At 48.3% G+C, this 16,148-nt stretch carries 16 protein-coding genes; 3 read left to right on the top strand and 13 right to left on the bottom strand.

Going from position 1 to position 16,148, the window contains the following annotated elements:
• The 13 genes from I2H39_RS28295 to I2H39_RS28235 all read right to left on the bottom strand — a co-directional run.
• Positions 1-1,151 (bottom strand): VirD4-like conjugal transfer protein, CD1115 family (locus I2H39_RS28295; protein WP_243281853.1); only part of this gene is annotated, 1,151 nt, incomplete at its 3' end.
• Positions 1,148-1,624 (bottom strand): PcfB family protein, encoded by a 477-nt coding sequence (locus tag I2H39_RS28290; RefSeq protein WP_195628071.1) that lies wholly within the window; start codon positions 1,622-1,624, stop codon positions 1,148-1,150. The genes I2H39_RS28295 and I2H39_RS28290, both read right to left, overlap by 4 nt.
• 191 nt (positions 1,625-1,815) lie before the next feature.
• The gene (locus I2H39_RS28285) at positions 1,816-2,337 is read right to left on the bottom strand and encodes a hypothetical protein (protein ID WP_195628070.1); all 522 of its coding nucleotides are present in this window, start codon (positions 2,335-2,337) and stop codon (positions 1,816-1,818) included.
• Between the two features lie 74 nt (positions 2,338-2,411).
• The gene (locus tag I2H39_RS28280) at positions 2,412-2,780 is read right to left on the bottom strand and encodes a hypothetical protein (RefSeq protein WP_195628069.1); all 369 of its coding nucleotides are present in this window, start codon (positions 2,778-2,780) and stop codon (positions 2,412-2,414) included.
• Between the two features lie 51 nt (positions 2,781-2,831).
• The gene (locus I2H39_RS28275; protein ID WP_195628068.1) at positions 2,832-3,485 is read right to left on the bottom strand and encodes a hypothetical protein; all 654 of its coding nucleotides are present in this window, start codon (positions 3,483-3,485) and stop codon (positions 2,832-2,834) included.
• A complete protein-coding gene (locus I2H39_RS28270; RefSeq protein ID WP_207747017.1) occupies positions 3,486-4,625 on the bottom strand; it encodes a DUF6017 domain-containing protein in 1,140 nt (379 codons plus the stop codon).
• Positions 4,607-5,497, bottom strand: a complete 891-nt coding sequence (locus I2H39_RS28265) for a ParB/RepB/Spo0J family partition protein (protein WP_195628066.1) — start codon at positions 5,495-5,497, stop codon at positions 4,607-4,609. Before I2H39_RS28265 ends, I2H39_RS28270 begins: the two co-directional genes overlap by 19 nt.
• The gene (locus I2H39_RS28260; RefSeq protein WP_002584774.1) at positions 5,487-6,272 is read right to left on the bottom strand and encodes an AAA family ATPase; all 786 of its coding nucleotides are present in this window, start codon (positions 6,270-6,272) and stop codon (positions 5,487-5,489) included. Before I2H39_RS28260 ends, I2H39_RS28265 begins: the two co-directional genes overlap by 11 nt.
• Positions 6,273-6,293: 21 nt before the next feature.
• On the bottom strand, positions 6,294-6,473 hold the full coding sequence (locus tag I2H39_RS28255) for a hypothetical protein (protein ID WP_073282853.1): 180 nt from the start codon (positions 6,471-6,473) through the stop codon (positions 6,294-6,296).
• A complete protein-coding gene (locus I2H39_RS28250; protein ID WP_195628065.1) occupies positions 6,473-6,940 on the bottom strand; it encodes a DUF6075 family protein in 468 nt (155 codons plus the stop codon). Before I2H39_RS28250 ends, I2H39_RS28255 begins: the two co-directional genes overlap by 1 nt.
• Positions 6,941-7,215: 275 nt before the next feature.
• Positions 7,216-8,643, bottom strand: a complete 1,428-nt coding sequence (gene rlmD, locus I2H39_RS28245; protein ID WP_195628064.1) for a 23S rRNA (uracil(1939)-C(5))-methyltransferase RlmD — start codon at positions 8,641-8,643, stop codon at positions 7,216-7,218.
• 232 nt (positions 8,644-8,875) lie between these two features.
• Positions 8,876-9,820, bottom strand: coding sequence for an HD domain-containing protein (locus tag I2H39_RS28240; RefSeq protein WP_138306425.1), 945 nt, complete (start codon positions 9,818-9,820; stop codon positions 8,876-8,878).
• Between the two features lie 197 nt (positions 9,821-10,017).
• A complete protein-coding gene (locus tag I2H39_RS28235; protein ID WP_138306424.1) occupies positions 10,018-11,358 on the bottom strand; it encodes a S1C family serine protease in 1,341 nt (446 codons plus the stop codon).
• Between the two features lie 189 nt (positions 11,359-11,547).
• Here I2H39_RS28235 and I2H39_RS28230 point away from each other — a divergent pair, with 189 nt between their 5' ends.
• From I2H39_RS28230 to I2H39_RS28220, 3 genes are read left to right on the top strand one after another with little or no spacing between them, the layout of a single operon-like run.
• Positions 11,548-13,986, top strand: a complete 2,439-nt coding sequence (locus I2H39_RS28230) for an endonuclease MutS2 (protein WP_138306423.1) — start codon at positions 11,548-11,550, stop codon at positions 13,984-13,986.
• A 27-nt stretch (positions 13,987-14,013) separates the two neighbouring features.
• Positions 14,014-14,724, top strand: coding sequence for a response regulator transcription factor (locus tag I2H39_RS28225; RefSeq protein WP_138306422.1), 711 nt, complete (start codon positions 14,014-14,016; stop codon positions 14,722-14,724).
• On the top strand, positions 14,721-16,127 hold the full coding sequence (locus I2H39_RS28220) for a sensor histidine kinase (RefSeq protein ID WP_138306421.1): 1,407 nt from the start codon (positions 14,721-14,723) through the stop codon (positions 16,125-16,127). The genes I2H39_RS28225 and I2H39_RS28220 overlap by 4 nt, the downstream gene beginning before the upstream one ends.
• Positions 16,128-16,148 lie beyond the last annotated feature (21 nt).

Below are 16,148 nucleotides of genomic sequence, written 5' to 3'. Positions count from 1 at the left end.
GCCTTTCCGTCACTTTTACCTCTTTGCAGGAAAATCCCACGCAGAGTTTGTATGCGACAACGTGTCGCTGCACTGTCAAAGGGCGCTAAACGTGCGCCACAGCTAATTAAGATACTTTTCGCTGTCTTGCCTGCCGCCAGTTTGTATTTTTTATACTGCTTGACTGCAAAATGCTCCGGCTCTCTTTCCTCCAGCTCATCAAACATCAAATCAACGGGATTTTTAAATTCCTCGTCATCCTCCCTCGCTTCACTTGCATTTATCATGTCAAGCAGGGTGGTAAAATTCTGTTCTTCCTCCACGCACTCATACCAGATGTACCCGATCAGTGCGGTATAGTAGAGCTTTTCGGCTTTCACCCAGAAATCCTCGCCGGATTGCTGTCCCTCTCCTTTGGTGTTTAAAATAATTGTGTTTACAAGTTTCAAAATGTCCTTCTCGCTCCGGATATAAACGAGAGGATTGTAGTGCATGGACTTCTTGAAGTTAATGGTATTCAGCACTTTTACCCGGTAATTGTTCTTTAAGAGCATTTTTCCGCATTCGACCAGGATCGTACCTTTCGGATCAGTGACAACATAGCTTGAGTGCATCTGCATCAGGTTCGGTTTTACAAAAAATCTTGTCTTGCCGGAACCGGAGCCGCCGATAACAAGGATATTTTTATTCCTCGCATACTTCGGCTGTCTTGGTCTGCCTGACATCATCAGCCTTTCCGTTTCTGTAAGCAGCACATTGTTCTCAAAGACCGGATCGACATAAGGCTCTATATCCTTTGCGTTTCCCCACCTTGCAGAGCCGTACTCCATTCCATGCCGGAATTTCTTGGCATTTTTGGCTTTGAAATACACCACAAGACGGAGCGCAACGCCGCACCCTGCTCCTATCAGCAAATCTTTTGGGTAAAAACTCGGTAACGGGTTAGAAAATAAGTCCTCCATTCCCGCCATGACCGCCATCATCTTTGCGGAAGCGTCCTGCCCCGGCGATACCCGCCACAGCCACGCTATTTTGTCGCAGAAATACCCGGCAAGCACATACGGCAGGTTCATAAGGAGAAGTTTCTTTTTATCCACATTCCCTGTCTTTGTCTTGAGCTTTTCGGGAATGGATTTTAGGTCTTTGGCAATGCCTTCTACGATTTTACTCATAATGACTGCCCCCTGTCCTTCTGGTGTTCCCTTGCCCGCTCCCGGTTTTTGTCTTTCCCTAACTGCTCCCGGAACTCCGCCAGCTTCTCCTTTACGGAGATGCGGTCATGCTTTTTCTCATTAACTTTTACAAATTCCTTAAATGCCTGCGTAATCACGTCGGCATCCTTGCCCTTGAAAAATACCATGTACTTCGGCGGTGCAACCGTCTTATCTTTTTTCACAGCAAAATCCACGTTGTATTTTTTTGCCACTTTCTCAAAAGACTTGATGTTGTTATCCGTCACCTCAATGCTCGAAGCACCCATACCCTGACCGACCAGATCTTTCACTGCCATTTTCCCATGTGATGCCTGTTTTCCCTGTTTCCGGTGTTCCAGATACATCTTCATTGCCTTTTTCAGCACGTCGGTAGTCAGCCGGGAAGATTTAAACACAAGGGCAATCGTTTTTTGTGTCACTTCCTCCTGCATGGTTTTCCTCCTTCTTCTTTATTGCTGTACCCCCGTCAGGGTGGGACGTACAGCCTGTGAATCAGATATTTCATAAGTTCTCCTTTCCACTTCTGGACAAAAAGTCCAAAAGTTCCATAAACACAAAAAGGGCAGCTACAAACCGCTGTTTCCGGTCTATAACTGCCCTTACGCTGTTTCCCATATTCAATTTATCTGTACCAGATCACCGGACACTGTTTCGTCTTTTTCCCTACTTTCCTGCGTTCCAGAGCAAAGACCATATCCTCTGTACGCTCAAAATATCCTATATCCTTCTTCCAGCTCATGCCGCATTTACAGTGCTGCAAGCCAATAAACTGCTGTTTCATCTTCCTGCCGCAGTTCGGGCATACCTTTTTGCTCATGCCTTTCCGCTTCACTTTTGGCTTATCCGCATCATCTTTCTTCTTTTCGGGAATCCCGTTCTCCGCTATCCGCACTTCATAGCGTGGAAGCCGGTAAAGATACAGGCTGTATATTTCATCAAAGGAAGTCTTTTCCGCTATCCCCTTTACCCTCTGGTAAATCTGTCCTGCAATCTTCTCACATTCCTCTCCTTCCGGCAGCTTTCCATGCTCCCTGTAATAATCACAGGTCTTTTCAAACATACCGTCCGCTATCTTCGCTTTCTGTTTCTGCTTTAAATCTTTATATGTCCTGTCCGCCCTTTTCAGTCGCTTCCTGTTTCCCAAACACACCACTCCTTTATCCTGATACGTTCTATTGTAACAAAAAACATTCCGGAATGGTCAAAAATATCTCTTTCTTAGCCGAAAGCATCCTCACACCGGGAAATAAAATATTTCTTTTTTTCCAGTATTTCCTCCTGCCTGTCTTTAGAAAGCGTCTGGAATATCTCGTCATAATCCAGCTCCGCAAGCGGTGTTCCCAACACAGGCGTTAATACTTCATGCTCATACCATATCCGCCACAGTTCCTCAAACAGTTCCATACTGTCCGAAAAAGCCATCGCAGAATCAAATCCTTCTCCCTCGCTGAACCATTGCAGACGGACAAACCCGAACCGCCCGGCATCCGCCACCACCACATCGGTCAGCTCATACAGTTCTGCGAACGCATCCGCAACCTTCCGGCATCCTGCCCGCTGTTCTTCCGTAATATATTTTTCTGCCATAGATGCTCCTCCTAATCCACTTCTGGACAAAAAGTCCAAAAGTTATCTATTTTATTTTAAACAGTAAATCGTGCAGAGGTCAGCATATAGCATACCCTCCCCACATTTTATCGTGTCAAACAAAAGGCACTGGAACAGTACATCACGCACTCCCTCCAGACTGGCAATGCCCCGTTCTTTTTCTGAAAAGCCTGTGCTTGGAATATCCATATCCTCCGGCACTGCCCGCCTTGCCGAGATACAGTGCGTATAAAGTCCGAGGATATATTTATCTGACATAGGCAAAGCAAATGTTTCCTGCCCGTCATACGTTACCCGATACTTTTCCTGTTCCCCTTCCGGCAGTCCAAAACAGCACCGCACTGTTTCCAGATAAGTATGCCCGTCAAAATCCGGCTTTATTTTCTTCCCATACCTGCGGATTGCGGAAAATATGTTATTCCGGTCAATAAAAAAATGGGTACGCTTAAAAGCAGCCTTTTTGCCTTTCATATCCATGTAAACATTATTCCCCGTCCCTTTTCCGGCAAACCTGCCATAATCGCCAGTCCTCAACAGGTAGGACAGCACCTCTAACAGCTTTTCCCTTGATGCAATCTCCTGATAAGGGGAATCGCTGAAATCTATCTTCACAAACCTTAACGGGCAGCTCCCCTTTGCTATCTCCCGTTCCATTGCCCGGTCAATATCCCTCATGGATTCCATTTATCCATCTCCTTCCGCTTTAGACTGAAACATTCCTTTTTCTTCCCACCCGCCGCCATACATATCATGTTGTACCAACTGCTGGTAATAGTGGTTCATGGTATTGGGTGCATTGTAGAGTGCAGTCACCATGTATGCCCTGATATTGGTTATCTTAGTTGTGGTTTCCTTCATGCATCCAATGACATACTCCAAATGGGAGCTGTTCAGCTTTAGGAACTTTGATTTTACAAGCTCATAAGGGTAATCTTCCCCATTGACCTTTACCGTCCTGCGCTTCACGCACACAATCTCGCAGATTACCTCATACAGTTCCTCATACAATCCCTTATCGCTCCAATCACCGTATTTCATGTGATGCTCATACTCAATATTTTCCTTGATGATTTCCATGTAGGCAGTGGCATCATCCATCACATCAATCATATCATCATCCAGCTTACCCGGTTCTTGTTTTTCTGTTTCTCTATCCGATTGATTGATAGGATTGGTATAACTCAAATTAGTATAATTAGTATTGTTATAATTAGGGTTCGATTCCCGAACTTCCGCAAGTTCGGTTTCCGAACCTCTTGAAGTTTGATTTCCGAACTCCTGCAAGTTCGGTTTCCGAATTTCTTGAAGTTCGATTTCCGAACTTCTTGAAGTTTGATTATCGAACCTCTTGAAGTTCGGTTTCCGAACTTCTGCGGAACTGTCAGCATTATCCGGCTTTTCCGGCTCTTTCCCGGCATCCAATGTCGCAAAATTCTTCACATAGATAATGTCCGGCTTGCCCAACCCCTGCCTTTTCTTCTCGATCAGACCAATCCCTTTTTTGCTGTCAAGCTCCGCAATCACCTTTGCACATTTTTCCCTTGCACATCCCAAATCCTCCATTATGTTATCCAGCGTGTAATGGATATACACCCTGTTTTCTTCGTCAAGCCAGCCATTCTTGATTGACAATGCCAGCCTGTCAAGCATCAGACCATAAAGGAGCTTTGCATCGCTGGACAACTCTTTAAACCTTGCGTCTTTTATCAGCAGTCTTGGAACTCTGTAAAAGGAAAACTGTTCCGCTTCGATGCCATAATAATAGTCAAATTTTATCGTGCCATCCACGCTGATGCACCTCCCCTCTATTGTTTTTTCTTCCATTCATCCAATAGCTGAATGATGATGCCCTCTATTTCCTCACTGCTGTAATCCTCCGCAAAATATTTGCTGATTTTATCCGCTTTCAGTGTCACCTTGCGTTCCTTCGGCTTTTCCTCCGTCAGTATCAGGCGCACCATTGCAAGGGTAAGCTCCCCGGTCTTGCCATATTCCTTGATTTTTGCCGACTGTACCATGCTGATATTGCAGCTTTTTTCCTCTATGACAGCCTGTACCCATTGCTGCGCTTCCTCTGTCAGAAAAGAAATATCCACCCCCTGTGAAAAGCCGAGTTTTTTACTGTCTACCATAGCAAGAAGTTCTTCCGACAGCCGGGAAAGCCAGATATACCGCTGAACCTTTTTTGCATTTTCCCCGGCAGCTTCCCCGACTTCATCAAGGGTATTCTTCCCTGACTTTTTTCCCTGATGCTTCATCGCTTCGTACTTCATCTTATAGGCTCTTGCCTTTTCGCTTGGTAAGATGTCCTCCCTCTGAATGTTGGAATCCACCATGATAATCGTCGCTTCATCATCGGTGTAATTACGGACAATCACAGGCATTTCCTTCTTTCCGGCAAGCTCTGAACCACGTTTCCGGCGGTGTCCGGCTATGATTTCATAGCCGCCGCCCTCCCTCGGTCTTGCAATGCCCGGAACAAGCACCCCGTACTGGCGGATACTCTCCGTTGTTTCCTCCATCTTCTCATCATCTTCCACCCGGAAAGGGTGGTCTTTGAACGTATGCAGGTCTGTAAGAGGTGCGTTGATAATCTGCTCTGCGGAGCTTTCCTGTTCCGCAGAACCGCCGAATAAATCCTCAAATTTATCTATCCTGACTTTTGATGCGCTTCCAGCTCTCTTATTACTGCCCATCTGCAAGCACCTCCTTTGTCAGAGAATCATAAGCCGCCGCTACTTTCCCTTTTGGATCATGCTTGTAAATGCTGACACCCTCCGCAGAAATCTCCGCCGCCCTTACCGAAATGGGGATAATATTCGTAAATATCCTTACGCTGCTTCCATAAGCGTCCTTCAGCATGGAGCTAATGTCCTTTGCATAATTCGTCCGGCTGTCTACCATTGTCAGCAGTATGCCCTCAATCTCCAGTTTCGGGTTCATCTTCCGCTTTACCTTGCCAACCGTCTTAATGAGCTGCTGTAAGCCTTTAACGGGCAGATACGCCGCCTGTACGGGTATCAAAATGCTGTCGGCACAGGCAAGGGCATTTATGGTAATCATGCCGAGCGAAGGCATACAGTCTATCAGGATATAATCGTAATTCTCCCTGACTATCTCTATGTACGACCTTAATATCATTTCCCGGCTCATAACATTCACAAGGGAAACTTCCAGACCGGACAATTCAATATTTCCCGGCATAAGGTCTATCCCTTCCTCATGGTGCAGGATACCTTCTGTCGGCTCTACTTCTTCATCATTGATTAAATCCCCCATAATAGTTGCAAGCGTGACTTCCAGAGTATCCGGTTCTGTATATCCTAAACTCGCTGTCAGACTGCCCTGTGCATCCGCATCAATCAGCAGCACTTTCTTTCCCTGTTTTGCCAGTCCGATTCCTAAGTTGCTTGTGGTGGTGGTCTTGCCGACACCGCCTTTTTGGTTTGCGATTGCGATTATTTTACACATGATTCCATTCTCCTTTGCTATCTACTGTTCTTCTTTTACATTGCTTTTCTTAACTTCCACATAAGCCCGGTAATATTTCTTTGTTCCCTTATTTGAGAATAAATCGGAAAACTCCGTCACCTCAATTTTGGGATTTCTCCGCAAAATCTTACCGAACCAGTTAATATCATTCTTTGTTCCCATTAGCCTGACTTTTAACATCAATCCTGTCCTCCAAACATGGCGTACAGACTGTGGTTATAGGTTGCGTATTCCGGATACCTGATCTGTATCGCCTGCCAAAAATAGGGTGCATAGGCACAGCAGAATAATTCCTCCACTGTATAAAGTTTGCACTCGTCTACCTGTTCCTCCGCATCATCGTAATCAAGAACACTCGGCGTACCATTGCAATAAAGGTTGAACGCCATCCTAACTACTTTTACACTCCCGCTGGTCTGCCAGCCTTCGTGCAGGCATTCCGTTTTTACACAGCCTGTCTTAAAATCATAAATGCTTTTAATGTTCCTTCTTGTGTCATTGCTGATACCAAGACAATATACAAGTGCTTTGTGGTACACGTCCTGATACCTGACCTCTTTCAATTTCTCATAGTAGAATTTCTCATGTCCATCACTGATAAAAATAATCTTTTTCGCTTTCTCTGCTCCTAACGCTGTACTACTCATTCTTTTTTCCTCCTGTTTTGAAATTGAAAAGGCACTCCATTATTGGAATGCCCTAATATAAAAAATAGGGACACTCTCATTCAAGTATCCCTATAATCTATCAATATATCTGATAGTCCACTATTCACTTTCATTGTCAGGATTTTTTGTGTTCCCCGTATCGAGGTCTAATGCCACAACTACGGTTACTTTCTTCACAAGTATCTTTTCCTTATGATTTTCACAGATTTTATTGAAACTGAAAAATGTCACAAAGTGCGTAAATTCAAGGATTTCTAGGTATCTTTTCTTTGTATCAACACCACAGTCTCCACATGCACCGTCCCAGGAAACATATCACAACACCTAACCCGCACCACCTCATACCCCCCATCTGCCAAATACCTTAAATCCCTGGCCAGTGTAGCTGAGTCGCAGCTCACATAAACCACCCGTTCCGGCCTCATCTTAAGTATGGTATCCAGGCAGACCGCATCGCATCCTTTTCTTGGGGGGTCCACCACAATCACATCCGCGTGGACCTTATTTTTCTCAAACTGTTCCGGCAGTACTTCTTCTGCCTTTCCCGCAAAAAATTCCGCATTATTTATGCCGTTAATTTCCGCATTTCTCCTGGCGTCCTCTATGGCCTGAGGCACAACTTCCACGCCGTACACCTTTCCCGCCTTTTGGGCCAGGAACAGAGAAATAGTGCCAATTCCACAATACAAATCCCAGACAGTCTCATCCCCTGTAAGCCCGGCATACTCCAGCGCTGTGCCGTAAAGCCGTTCTGTCTGTACAGGGTTTACCTGATAAAAGGAAAGGGGAGATATCTGATATTTCACATTTCCAATGTAATCTGTAATAAACCCGGGTCCATAGAGATTTACTATCTCTTTCCCCATAATTATATTTGTTCTCTCCTGATTTACACTATAAGAAATACTGGTCATGCCTTTTATCCCATGCCCCTGTATTTCCTCCCTCTTTACTTTCTCTCCTTTTCTCTCACGCCTGTCGCCCCCGCACAGCATCTCCACCAGGCGTTTCCCTCCGGGCAGCTTCTTTCCGTTGATTACCAGACAGACCATTATCTCACCCGTTTTAAAACCCTTCCGAATCAGGACATGGCGCACCAATCCCTTATGCGATGTCTCATCATAAGGTTCAATCTTCATTTCCTCCATAAAGCGTTTTACTATATTCAGAATGTCCCTGTTTTCCTCAACTCCCAGCAAACAGTCTTCGGACTCAATGATGGCATGGGTCCGCCCGGCATAAAAGCCGGCAATCACGTTTCCGTCCTTGTCCCTTCCAAATGGGAACTGAGCCTTATTCCTGTATCTCCACGGTTCCTCCATCCCCATAATCGGCAGCATATGAATCTCATCCTCAGCAAATCCGCCAATACGCATCAGATTATTCATCACCTTGCGCTCTTTGAATTTCAACTGCTCCTCATAGCTCATGGCCTGAAGCTGACAGCCCCCGCATTGCCTTGCCACCGGGCATGGAGGTGCCACTCGGGACCCGGATGGCTCCAATACCTCCATCAGTCTGGCAAATCCATAGGATTTCTTCATCTTTATGGCCTTTGCCCGCACCACATCGCCAATCACTGCGTCCTTGACAAACCAGATGTAGCCATCCAATTTCCCCACGCCTGCTCCGTCCTCATTCATATCCTCTATTGTCACAATAAATTCCTGATTCTTTTCCATACCCTTTCACCTGTCCTGTCATTCAATCTGTTATTATAATCTGCTGCTGCTCTCTACTGCTGCTCTGCGCTGCCCCATCACGCCAATATAGTTCTTCCATCCCGCCCCATTATCACAAAAGGCTGAAAACACACTGGTCAAGGACAATCCTGCAATCCCGTACCCAAACTAAATGTTTTCAGCCTTATTTATTCGGTCCTGTTATTTCTCTTTATCAACCAGCGCCAACGTTCTATTCCGTTGTTTTCCTGATATTAGACTCCAACAGCCGGTTATATCCCAGCCATCCTTTATTCTCACCGCCGGACTGCAGCGCCTCTATCATGGTCTCCATCTTGGCATCCGTATTATCGGCAAAATTAAGGGCCAGTGCCTCCAAAAGCGCAGGCTTCTTGGGTGAGCCGTACTCTAATTCCCCGTGATGAGCCAGTATGCAGTGCTTAAGCTCTGTGGACAGCTTTTCCGGGAATCCTGGTATGGAGCGGATGCTTTCTCCTACCATCTCCGTACCGATGATGATATGGCCCAGAAGCTGTCCATCGTCAGTATAGTCATTCTCCGGGAAGCGTGAAAGTTCCCTGGTCTTACCGATATCGTGGAAAATAGCTGCTGTCAGCAGCAAATCACGGTTCAGCATCGGATAGTATCCGGCGTAGTAATCGCACAATTTTGTTACGCTGAGCGTGTGTTCCAGCAAACCGCCCACAAATCCGTGATGCACGGTCTTGGCCGCGGAATGAAACTGGAATGCCTTTGCAAATGCCGCATCCTCCACAAAGTAACTGCACAGCAGCTTCTGAAGGTAAGGATTCTTCACACTTTTTATGTAGCCCAGAAGCTCCTCGTACATATTTTTTATATCCTTCTTTGACACCGGCAGGTAATCTGCTTCCATATACTCGCCCTCCTGGGCCCTGCGAATCCGGCGCACATTCAACTGGAAGGAATTCTGGAACAGGGTCACGTCCGCCTCCACATGAACGTAATCCATGGTCTCAAATTCCCCCACTCCCGGGGAACCCAAATCCCATATTTTGGCGTCAATGGTACCTGTCTTGTCCTGCATCACCAGATTGCCGTATTCCTTGCCGTTCTTAGTCAGGGCAATCTGCTTGTTTTTACACAGGTACACATCTGCAATGTGCATACCTTCCCTGAAGGTGTCAATATATCTCATGCTCTTTTTTCCTCATCTTTCTATTTTATAAACCTATTAATAAACCCATTTATAACACTGTCAATCAAGCCCCTGACAACAACGCAGCCAGGCGTCAACGCTGCCTGGCCTCTTTGCCTGACTTCATACATTTCCCTGCTTCCATTGCCGCCTGGCTCTGATTGCCTCATGGCCCAATCTCTCCGGACCTCCAGCCGCTACCTGGCTCCAACTGTTACTGTAAACTCAATTTCCTTATATTCATCCTTGCCGTTTCTCAGAACCGCCACCTTAATCTTATCGCCTGCGTGTAAGCCTTCCACCTGGTTCTGGAAATCCTTCAGGCTTCCTACCTTCTCGCCGTTCATCCAGGTGATGATGTCCCCTGGCTGTATGCCTGCATTGTACGCAGGGCCGTCTGTCACTGCCGATATCACATAGATACCGGAAGGCATTCCGCTGTCCGCCATGGCCTGGCTCACTTCCTGGCCCTTGATGCCGAAGTACGGGGCCGGAATACCGTTGCTCATCATTTCCAATATGCCTTTATAATCTGATATGGCCACCACTGTGGTCATCCTGCAGACACCATCCTCGTCGTACTTGTCCGTAACCCATCCAATGAGCTCGCCTGAAGTGTTCAGGAGAAAGGTTCCAGCCTCCGCATCACCGCTGGCGCTGGTATAGAACACCCTGGAACTGCCGTCCACCGTATGGACATTGCGCACCACATAGGATATGTTTCCGTAATCGCTGGAATGGACAATACCGGCCGGCGCACCGATGGCCACCACCATGTCGCCCTGCTTCACTCCGTAAGAGTTGCCCAGCTTGATGGCCTCCACCTTTTTAAACTGCTCGCTGTCCATCTGGGCCGCGTCCACACTGACCACGGACAATCCCATAATGGTATCGCTCTGCTTCACAATTCCAGCCATCATGGTTCCGTCCGGGAATGCCACCTCAATGGAATCAGCTGCCTCCACGGCCTTGTCCGGCGTGAGAATCAGAATCTCGGTGCGTGTCCTGGCTATAACCACCCCGGAGAACTGTCCCGATGTCTCGATGGGATTGTCAAACCAGTCCTTCTCATGCTGGATGGAATGGACCACCACCAGACTGTCGTCCGCGTCGCTGGCAATGGTGCGGAGGTTGCTGTACAGTTTATTTAAATCATCAATGGAATAGCGGTATTTCTCCATCTCGGAGCGCACCATCTCATCCACTGCCTCGGTCATGGCCGGCTCTGTGGGCTCTGTCTCCGCCGCCACGGCAGCCGTTGTTTCCGGCTCATCCTTTGGTATGGTAATCTGGCTGCTCTCCTCAGGAGTCTCCTGGCCTAAAATCCTTTCCGCCATGGGTTTGCTCACCACAAAACAGATGGCCGACAACACGCCAAACAGAACGGCACAAAAAATGGTCAGCAGGATTTTCCGGGCAATCTGCCTCCGGGTCATGGGCTGCCGGACAATCTTCTCATTGATAAAGCGATGGGACTTGTCCGGAGTCTGGTCCTGCCGGTCTAAATCTCTATGCTGGTCAGCACGTTTATCCGCCATAGTACTCCTCCTTGCGAAGACTCTTACCCTCTATTATACGTTTCTTCCCAGTATTATGCAAGATTTTATATATGAAAAGATAGTAAAAAAGATAGTAAATATCGATTTTTATGGTATAATTTAAATGTCGGCTTTTGGGAAAAAGTCCTTTTAAATCCAGCATTTTTACGAAAAACACAGGTGAAATCAATGAATCAGAAAGCGTTAAAAACTTTAGAATACGATAAAATCATAAACCAGCTGACCGAATACGCGGCCTCTCCCCTTGGAAAGGCCCTCTGCCGGAACCTCTCCCCTTCCTCTGATTTGGAAGAAGTGCGCACCTGGCAGGCGCAAACCACGGATGCAGTGACACGAATCCGTCTTAAGGGTTCCGTGTCATTTTCCGGCATCAGGGACATTGGAGACTCCCTGAAGCGGCTGGATATCGGCAGTTCCTTAAGCATACCCGAGCTTCTCTCCATGAGCTCCCTCCTGACCGTGGCAGCCAGGGCCAAGGCCTACGGACGCCATGACGGCGATGAGGACGGAAGGGGAAACGGCCAGGCGGAGGATGATTTTGACTCCCTGGAGCCCCTGTTTGCGGGGCTGGAACCCCTGACCCCCCTGAACAGCGAAATCAAACGCTGCATCCTTTCCGAGGACGAGGTGGCGGATGATGCCAGTCCGGGATTATCCCATGTGCGCCGTTCCATGAAGGTGACCGCTGACCGCATCCACACCCAGCTGAACTCCATCCTCAACTCCAACCGTTCCTATCTGCAGGACGCGGTCATCACCATGAGGGACGGGCGGTACTGTCTGCCGGTTAAGTCAGAGTACAAAAACCAGGTATCCGGCATGGTCCATGACCAGTCCGCCACAGGCTCCACCCTTTTCATCGAGCCAATGGCCATCATCAAGCTGAACAATGAGATGCGTGAGCTGGAAATACAGGAGCAAAAGGAAATCGAAGCAGTCCTGGCCTCCTTAAGCAACCAGGCAGCGCCCTATACCGAAGAGCTGCGCATGGACATGGAGCTTCTGGCACAGCTGGACTTTATATTTGCCAAGGCCGGACTGGCCCGCCATTATAAGTGCAGCGCCCCTGTGTTCAATAACAGAGGCTACATCCATATCAAGGACGGACGCCATCCCCTTTTGAATCCCCAGACCGTTGTCCCTACCAATGTATGGCTGGGAAAGGAATTCGACCTGCTGATTGTCACCGGCCCAAATACAGGCGGCAAGACCGTGTCCTTAAAAACAGTTGGCCTGTTTACCCTTATGGGGCAGTCCGGGCTTCACATCCCTGCATGGGAAGGCTCGGAGCTGGCTGTGTTCGACGAAGTATTTGCCGACATTGGGGATGAACAGAGCATTGAGCAGAGCTTAAGTACCTTTTCTGCCCATATGACTAATATTGTGCGCATTTTAAATGAAGCCGATTCCCGGTCCCTCTGTCTTTTTGACGAGCTGGGTGCGGGTACGGACCCAACAGAAGGAGCCGCCCTGGCCATTGCCATTCTCTCCTTCCTGCACAACATGAAGTGCCGCACCATGGCCACCACCCATTACAGCGAACTGAAGGTATTTGCACTCAGCACGCCCGGAGTGGAAAACGCATGCTGTGAATTCAATGTGGAAACCCTGCAGCCCACTTACCGGTTACTCATCGGTATTCCCGGCAAGAGCAATGCTTTTGCCATTTCCCAGAAGCTGGGGCTCCCAGGCTATATCATTGACGATGCAAAATCCCATCTGGAGGCCAAGGATGAATCCTTTGAGGACCTGCTGACCAGCCTGGAATCCAGCCGGCTGACCATTGAGAAGGAGCAGGCTGAAATCAATGCCTATAAGGATGAAATAGCCTCCCTGAAGAACCGTCTGACCCAGAAGGAAGAGCGTCTGGACGAGCGCAAGGATAAGATTCTTAAAAATGCCACCGAGGAAGCCCAGCGCATCCTGCGGGAGGCCAAGGAGACAGCGGACCAGACCATTAAGCAGATTAACAGGCTGGCCGCCAGTTCAGGCGTGGGCAGGGAACTGGAAGCTGAACGGGCCAGGCTCAGGGACCAGCTGAAGAAAACAGATGAAAAGCTGGCCGTGAAGCCCAAGGGACCCAGCCAGCCCATTTCACCCAAGAAACTGAAAATAGGGGACGGCGTCAAGGTGCTGTCCATGAACCTGAAAGGCACCGTAAGCACCCTTCCCAATGCCAGGGGGGATTTGTATGTACAGATGGGTATTCTCCGTTCCCTGGTAAACATCAGGGATTTGGAGCTTCTGAATGAGAAGGATATTAGCGCCACCCTGGGAGACGGAAGCTCCCTGAGCTACGGCGGAAAGACCGCCAAGAGCAAGGGCAGCGGCAGCAGCCAGATTAAGATGTCCAAATCCTCTACCATATCTGCCGAGGTCAACCTCATAGGAATGACAGTGGACGAGGCAGTGCCTGCCATGGAAAAATATCTGGACGATGCCTATCTGGCCCATCTGCAGACCGTGCGTGTGGTCCACGGCCGGGGCACCGGAGCGCTTAAAAACGCCTGTCACAAGCGCCTGCGCCAGCTCAAATATGTAAAGGAATTCCGCCTGGGCCAGTTCGGAGAAGGTGATTCAGGCGTAACCGTTGTGACATTTAAGTAGAAACCAGCAGCAAGGAGGAACAAAAGCATGGCAGAGAAGCAGAGGATTCTGATTGTGGATGATGATGCAAATATTGCAGAATTAATCTCCCTCTACCTGATGAAAGAGTGTTATGAGACAATGATTGTGGGGGACGGCGAGGAAGCCCTTAAGGTATTTCCGGAATTCAGGCCCAACCTGGTACTGCTGGACCTGATGCTTCCGGGTATGGACGGTTATCAGGTGTGCAGGGAGCTTCGCGCTTCCTCCCAGGTGCCGGTCATCATGTTGTCCGCAAAGGGAGAGATTTTCGACAAGGTACTGGGGCTGGAACTGGGGGCGGATGATTATATGATTAAACCCTTTGATTCCAAGGAGCTGGTAGCCCGTGTCAAGGCAGTGCTGCGCCGTTACCAGGCAGCTCCGGCCCCGGCCCCATCGTCCACTGAGCAGCAGGGCGAATACGTGGAGTACCCGGATTTGATTGTAAACCTTACCAATTATTCCGTTATCTACATGGGCCATTCCGTGGAGATGCCGCCAAAGGAGCTGGAGCTTCTGTACTTCCTGGCGGCCTCCCCCAACCAGGTATTTACCAGGGAACAGCTTCTGGACCATATCTGGGGCTATGAATACATCGGGGATACCCGCACCGTGGATGTACATATCAAACGTCTGCGGGAAAAGATAAAAGACCACAACAGCTGGGCCATTACCACGGTCTGGGGAATCGGCTATAAATTCGAGGTGAAACGATGACCCGTTCTCTTTATTCCAAATTCATACTGGGATATCTGATTTTCGGTCTTCTGGGTTTTATCGCCATTGCCACATTTTCATCCAAAATGACCCGCGACTATCTGGTTCAGAGTAAGGCGGACGCCCTATATGACGAGGCAAATATCATTGCCTCGTCATGCAGCACCATGTATCAGGGGAAACGCCTGGATTCCGAGGAGGTTTCCACCCAAATACGGGCGCTGTCCCACTACCTAAGGGCAGAGATATGGGTGGTCAACCGCCAGGGCACCGTGGTCATGGACAGTCTGGGCGGTACCCGGGTCCAGTCCAGCATCAGCGACTTTGACCCTGCGTCCATTGGGAACCGGTCCTATACCATAGGGGATTACTACGGGATGTTTAACGGGAATGTACTCAGCGTATCAGCCCCCATTACAGGAAATTACAACACCTACGGCTATGTGCTGATTCACCTTCCTATCAGCGAAATCAACCAGTCCCAGAACGGCATCTTAAGCATACTTTACATCACATCCGCAGTCCTGTTCGGCCTGTCCCTCATTATCCTTCTGGTGTTTACCCAGACCGTGTACCTGCCCCTGCGCAAGATTACAGTGGGCGCCAATGAATATGCGGCCGGAAACCTGGATTACCGGATTGACGTTAAGACCCACGATGAGATGGGCTATCTCTCCGATACCCTGAATTACATGTCCGATGAGCTGAATAAAATGGAGGAATACCAGAAAAATTTCATCGCCAATGTATCCCATGATTTCCGTTCTCCCCTGACTTCCATCAAGGGATATCTGGAAGCCATCCTGGACGGCACCATACCGGCTGATATGTATGAAAAATACCTGTCCAGGGTCATATCCGAGACAGAGCGCCTTCATAAGCTGACAGAAAGCATGCTCACCCTCAACTCCCTGGATGCAAAAGGCTATCTATCCAGGACCAATTTCGACATCAACCGTGTGATAAAGGATACGGCGGCCTCCTTTGAGGGCACCTGCGAGTCAAAGAATGTAAGATTTGAGCTCACCTTCTCAGATGACATCCAGATGGTTTTTGCCGACCTGGGAAAAATACAGCAGGTCATGTACAATCTCATAGACAACGCCATCAAATTCAGCCATCACGATTCCACCATCTACATCCAGGCATCGGGACGGTATGAAAAGATATTTATTTCAGTAAAGGACACGGGAATCGGTATTCCCAAGGACAGCTTAAAGAAAATCTGGGAACGTTTTTATAAGACTGATTTGTCCCGGGGCAAGGATAAAAAAGGCACCGGACTGGGACTGTCCATTGTAAAGGAAATCATACAGGCCCACGGCGAGAACATTGACGTGGTCAGCACGGAAGGCGTGGGAACCGAGTTCATTTTTTCGCTGCCCCGTTCCACCAGTCTTTAAAAAAATCTGCGTGCCTGGCAA

This window comes from Clostridium sp. 1001283B150225_161107_B6 (assembly GCF_015556325.1).
Classification (GTDB): Bacteria; Bacillota; Clostridia; order Lachnospirales; family Lachnospiraceae; genus Enterocloster.
The sequence above is the reverse complement of the archived record's forward strand: the minus strand, read 5'-3'. Positions and strand labels throughout refer to the sequence as shown.

Excerpts from the sequence above, each read along its gene's own strand:
- I2H39_RS28290 (WP_195628071.1), bottom strand. The coding sequence starts at position 1,624 with ATGCAGGAGGAAGTGACACAAAAAACGATTGCCCTTGTGTTTAAATCT.
- I2H39_RS28280 (WP_195628069.1), bottom strand. The coding sequence starts at position 2,780 with ATGGCAGAAAAATATATTACGGAAGAACAGCGGGCAGGATGCCGGAAG.
- I2H39_RS28275 (WP_195628068.1), bottom strand. The coding sequence starts at position 3,485 with ATGGAATCCATGAGGGATATTGACCGGGCAATGGAACGGGAGATAGCA.
- I2H39_RS28270 (WP_207747017.1), bottom strand. The coding sequence starts at position 4,625 with ATGGAAGAAAAAACAATAGAGGGGAGGTGCATCAGCGTGGATGGCACG.
- I2H39_RS28265 (WP_195628066.1), bottom strand. The coding sequence starts at position 5,497 with ATGGGCAGTAATAAGAGAGCTGGAAGCGCATCAAAAGTCAGGATAGAT.
- I2H39_RS28260 (WP_002584774.1), bottom strand. The coding sequence starts at position 6,272 with ATGTGTAAAATAATCGCAATCGCAAACCAAAAAGGCGGTGTCGGCAAG.
- I2H39_RS28255 (WP_073282853.1), bottom strand. The coding sequence starts at position 6,473 with ATGTTAAAAGTCAGGCTAATGGGAACAAAGAATGATATTAACTGGTTC.
- I2H39_RS28250 (WP_195628065.1), bottom strand. The coding sequence starts at position 6,940 with ATGAGTAGTACAGCGTTAGGAGCAGAGAAAGCGAAAAAGATTATTTTT.
- rlmD (WP_195628064.1), bottom strand. The coding sequence starts at position 8,643 with ATGGAAAAGAATCAGGAATTTATTGTGACAATAGAGGATATGAATGAG.
- I2H39_RS28240 (WP_138306425.1), bottom strand. The coding sequence starts at position 9,820 with ATGAGATATATTGACACCTTCAGGGAAGGTATGCACATTGCAGATGTG.
- I2H39_RS28235 (WP_138306424.1), bottom strand. The coding sequence starts at position 11,358 with ATGGCGGATAAACGTGCTGACCAGCATAGAGATTTAGACCGGCAGGAC.
- I2H39_RS28230 (WP_138306423.1), top strand. The coding sequence starts at position 11,548 with ATGAATCAGAAAGCGTTAAAAACTTTAGAATACGATAAAATCATAAAC.
- I2H39_RS28225 (WP_138306422.1), top strand. The coding sequence starts at position 14,014 with ATGGCAGAGAAGCAGAGGATTCTGATTGTGGATGATGATGCAAATATT.
- I2H39_RS28220 (WP_138306421.1), top strand. The coding sequence starts at position 14,721 with ATGACCCGTTCTCTTTATTCCAAATTCATACTGGGATATCTGATTTTC.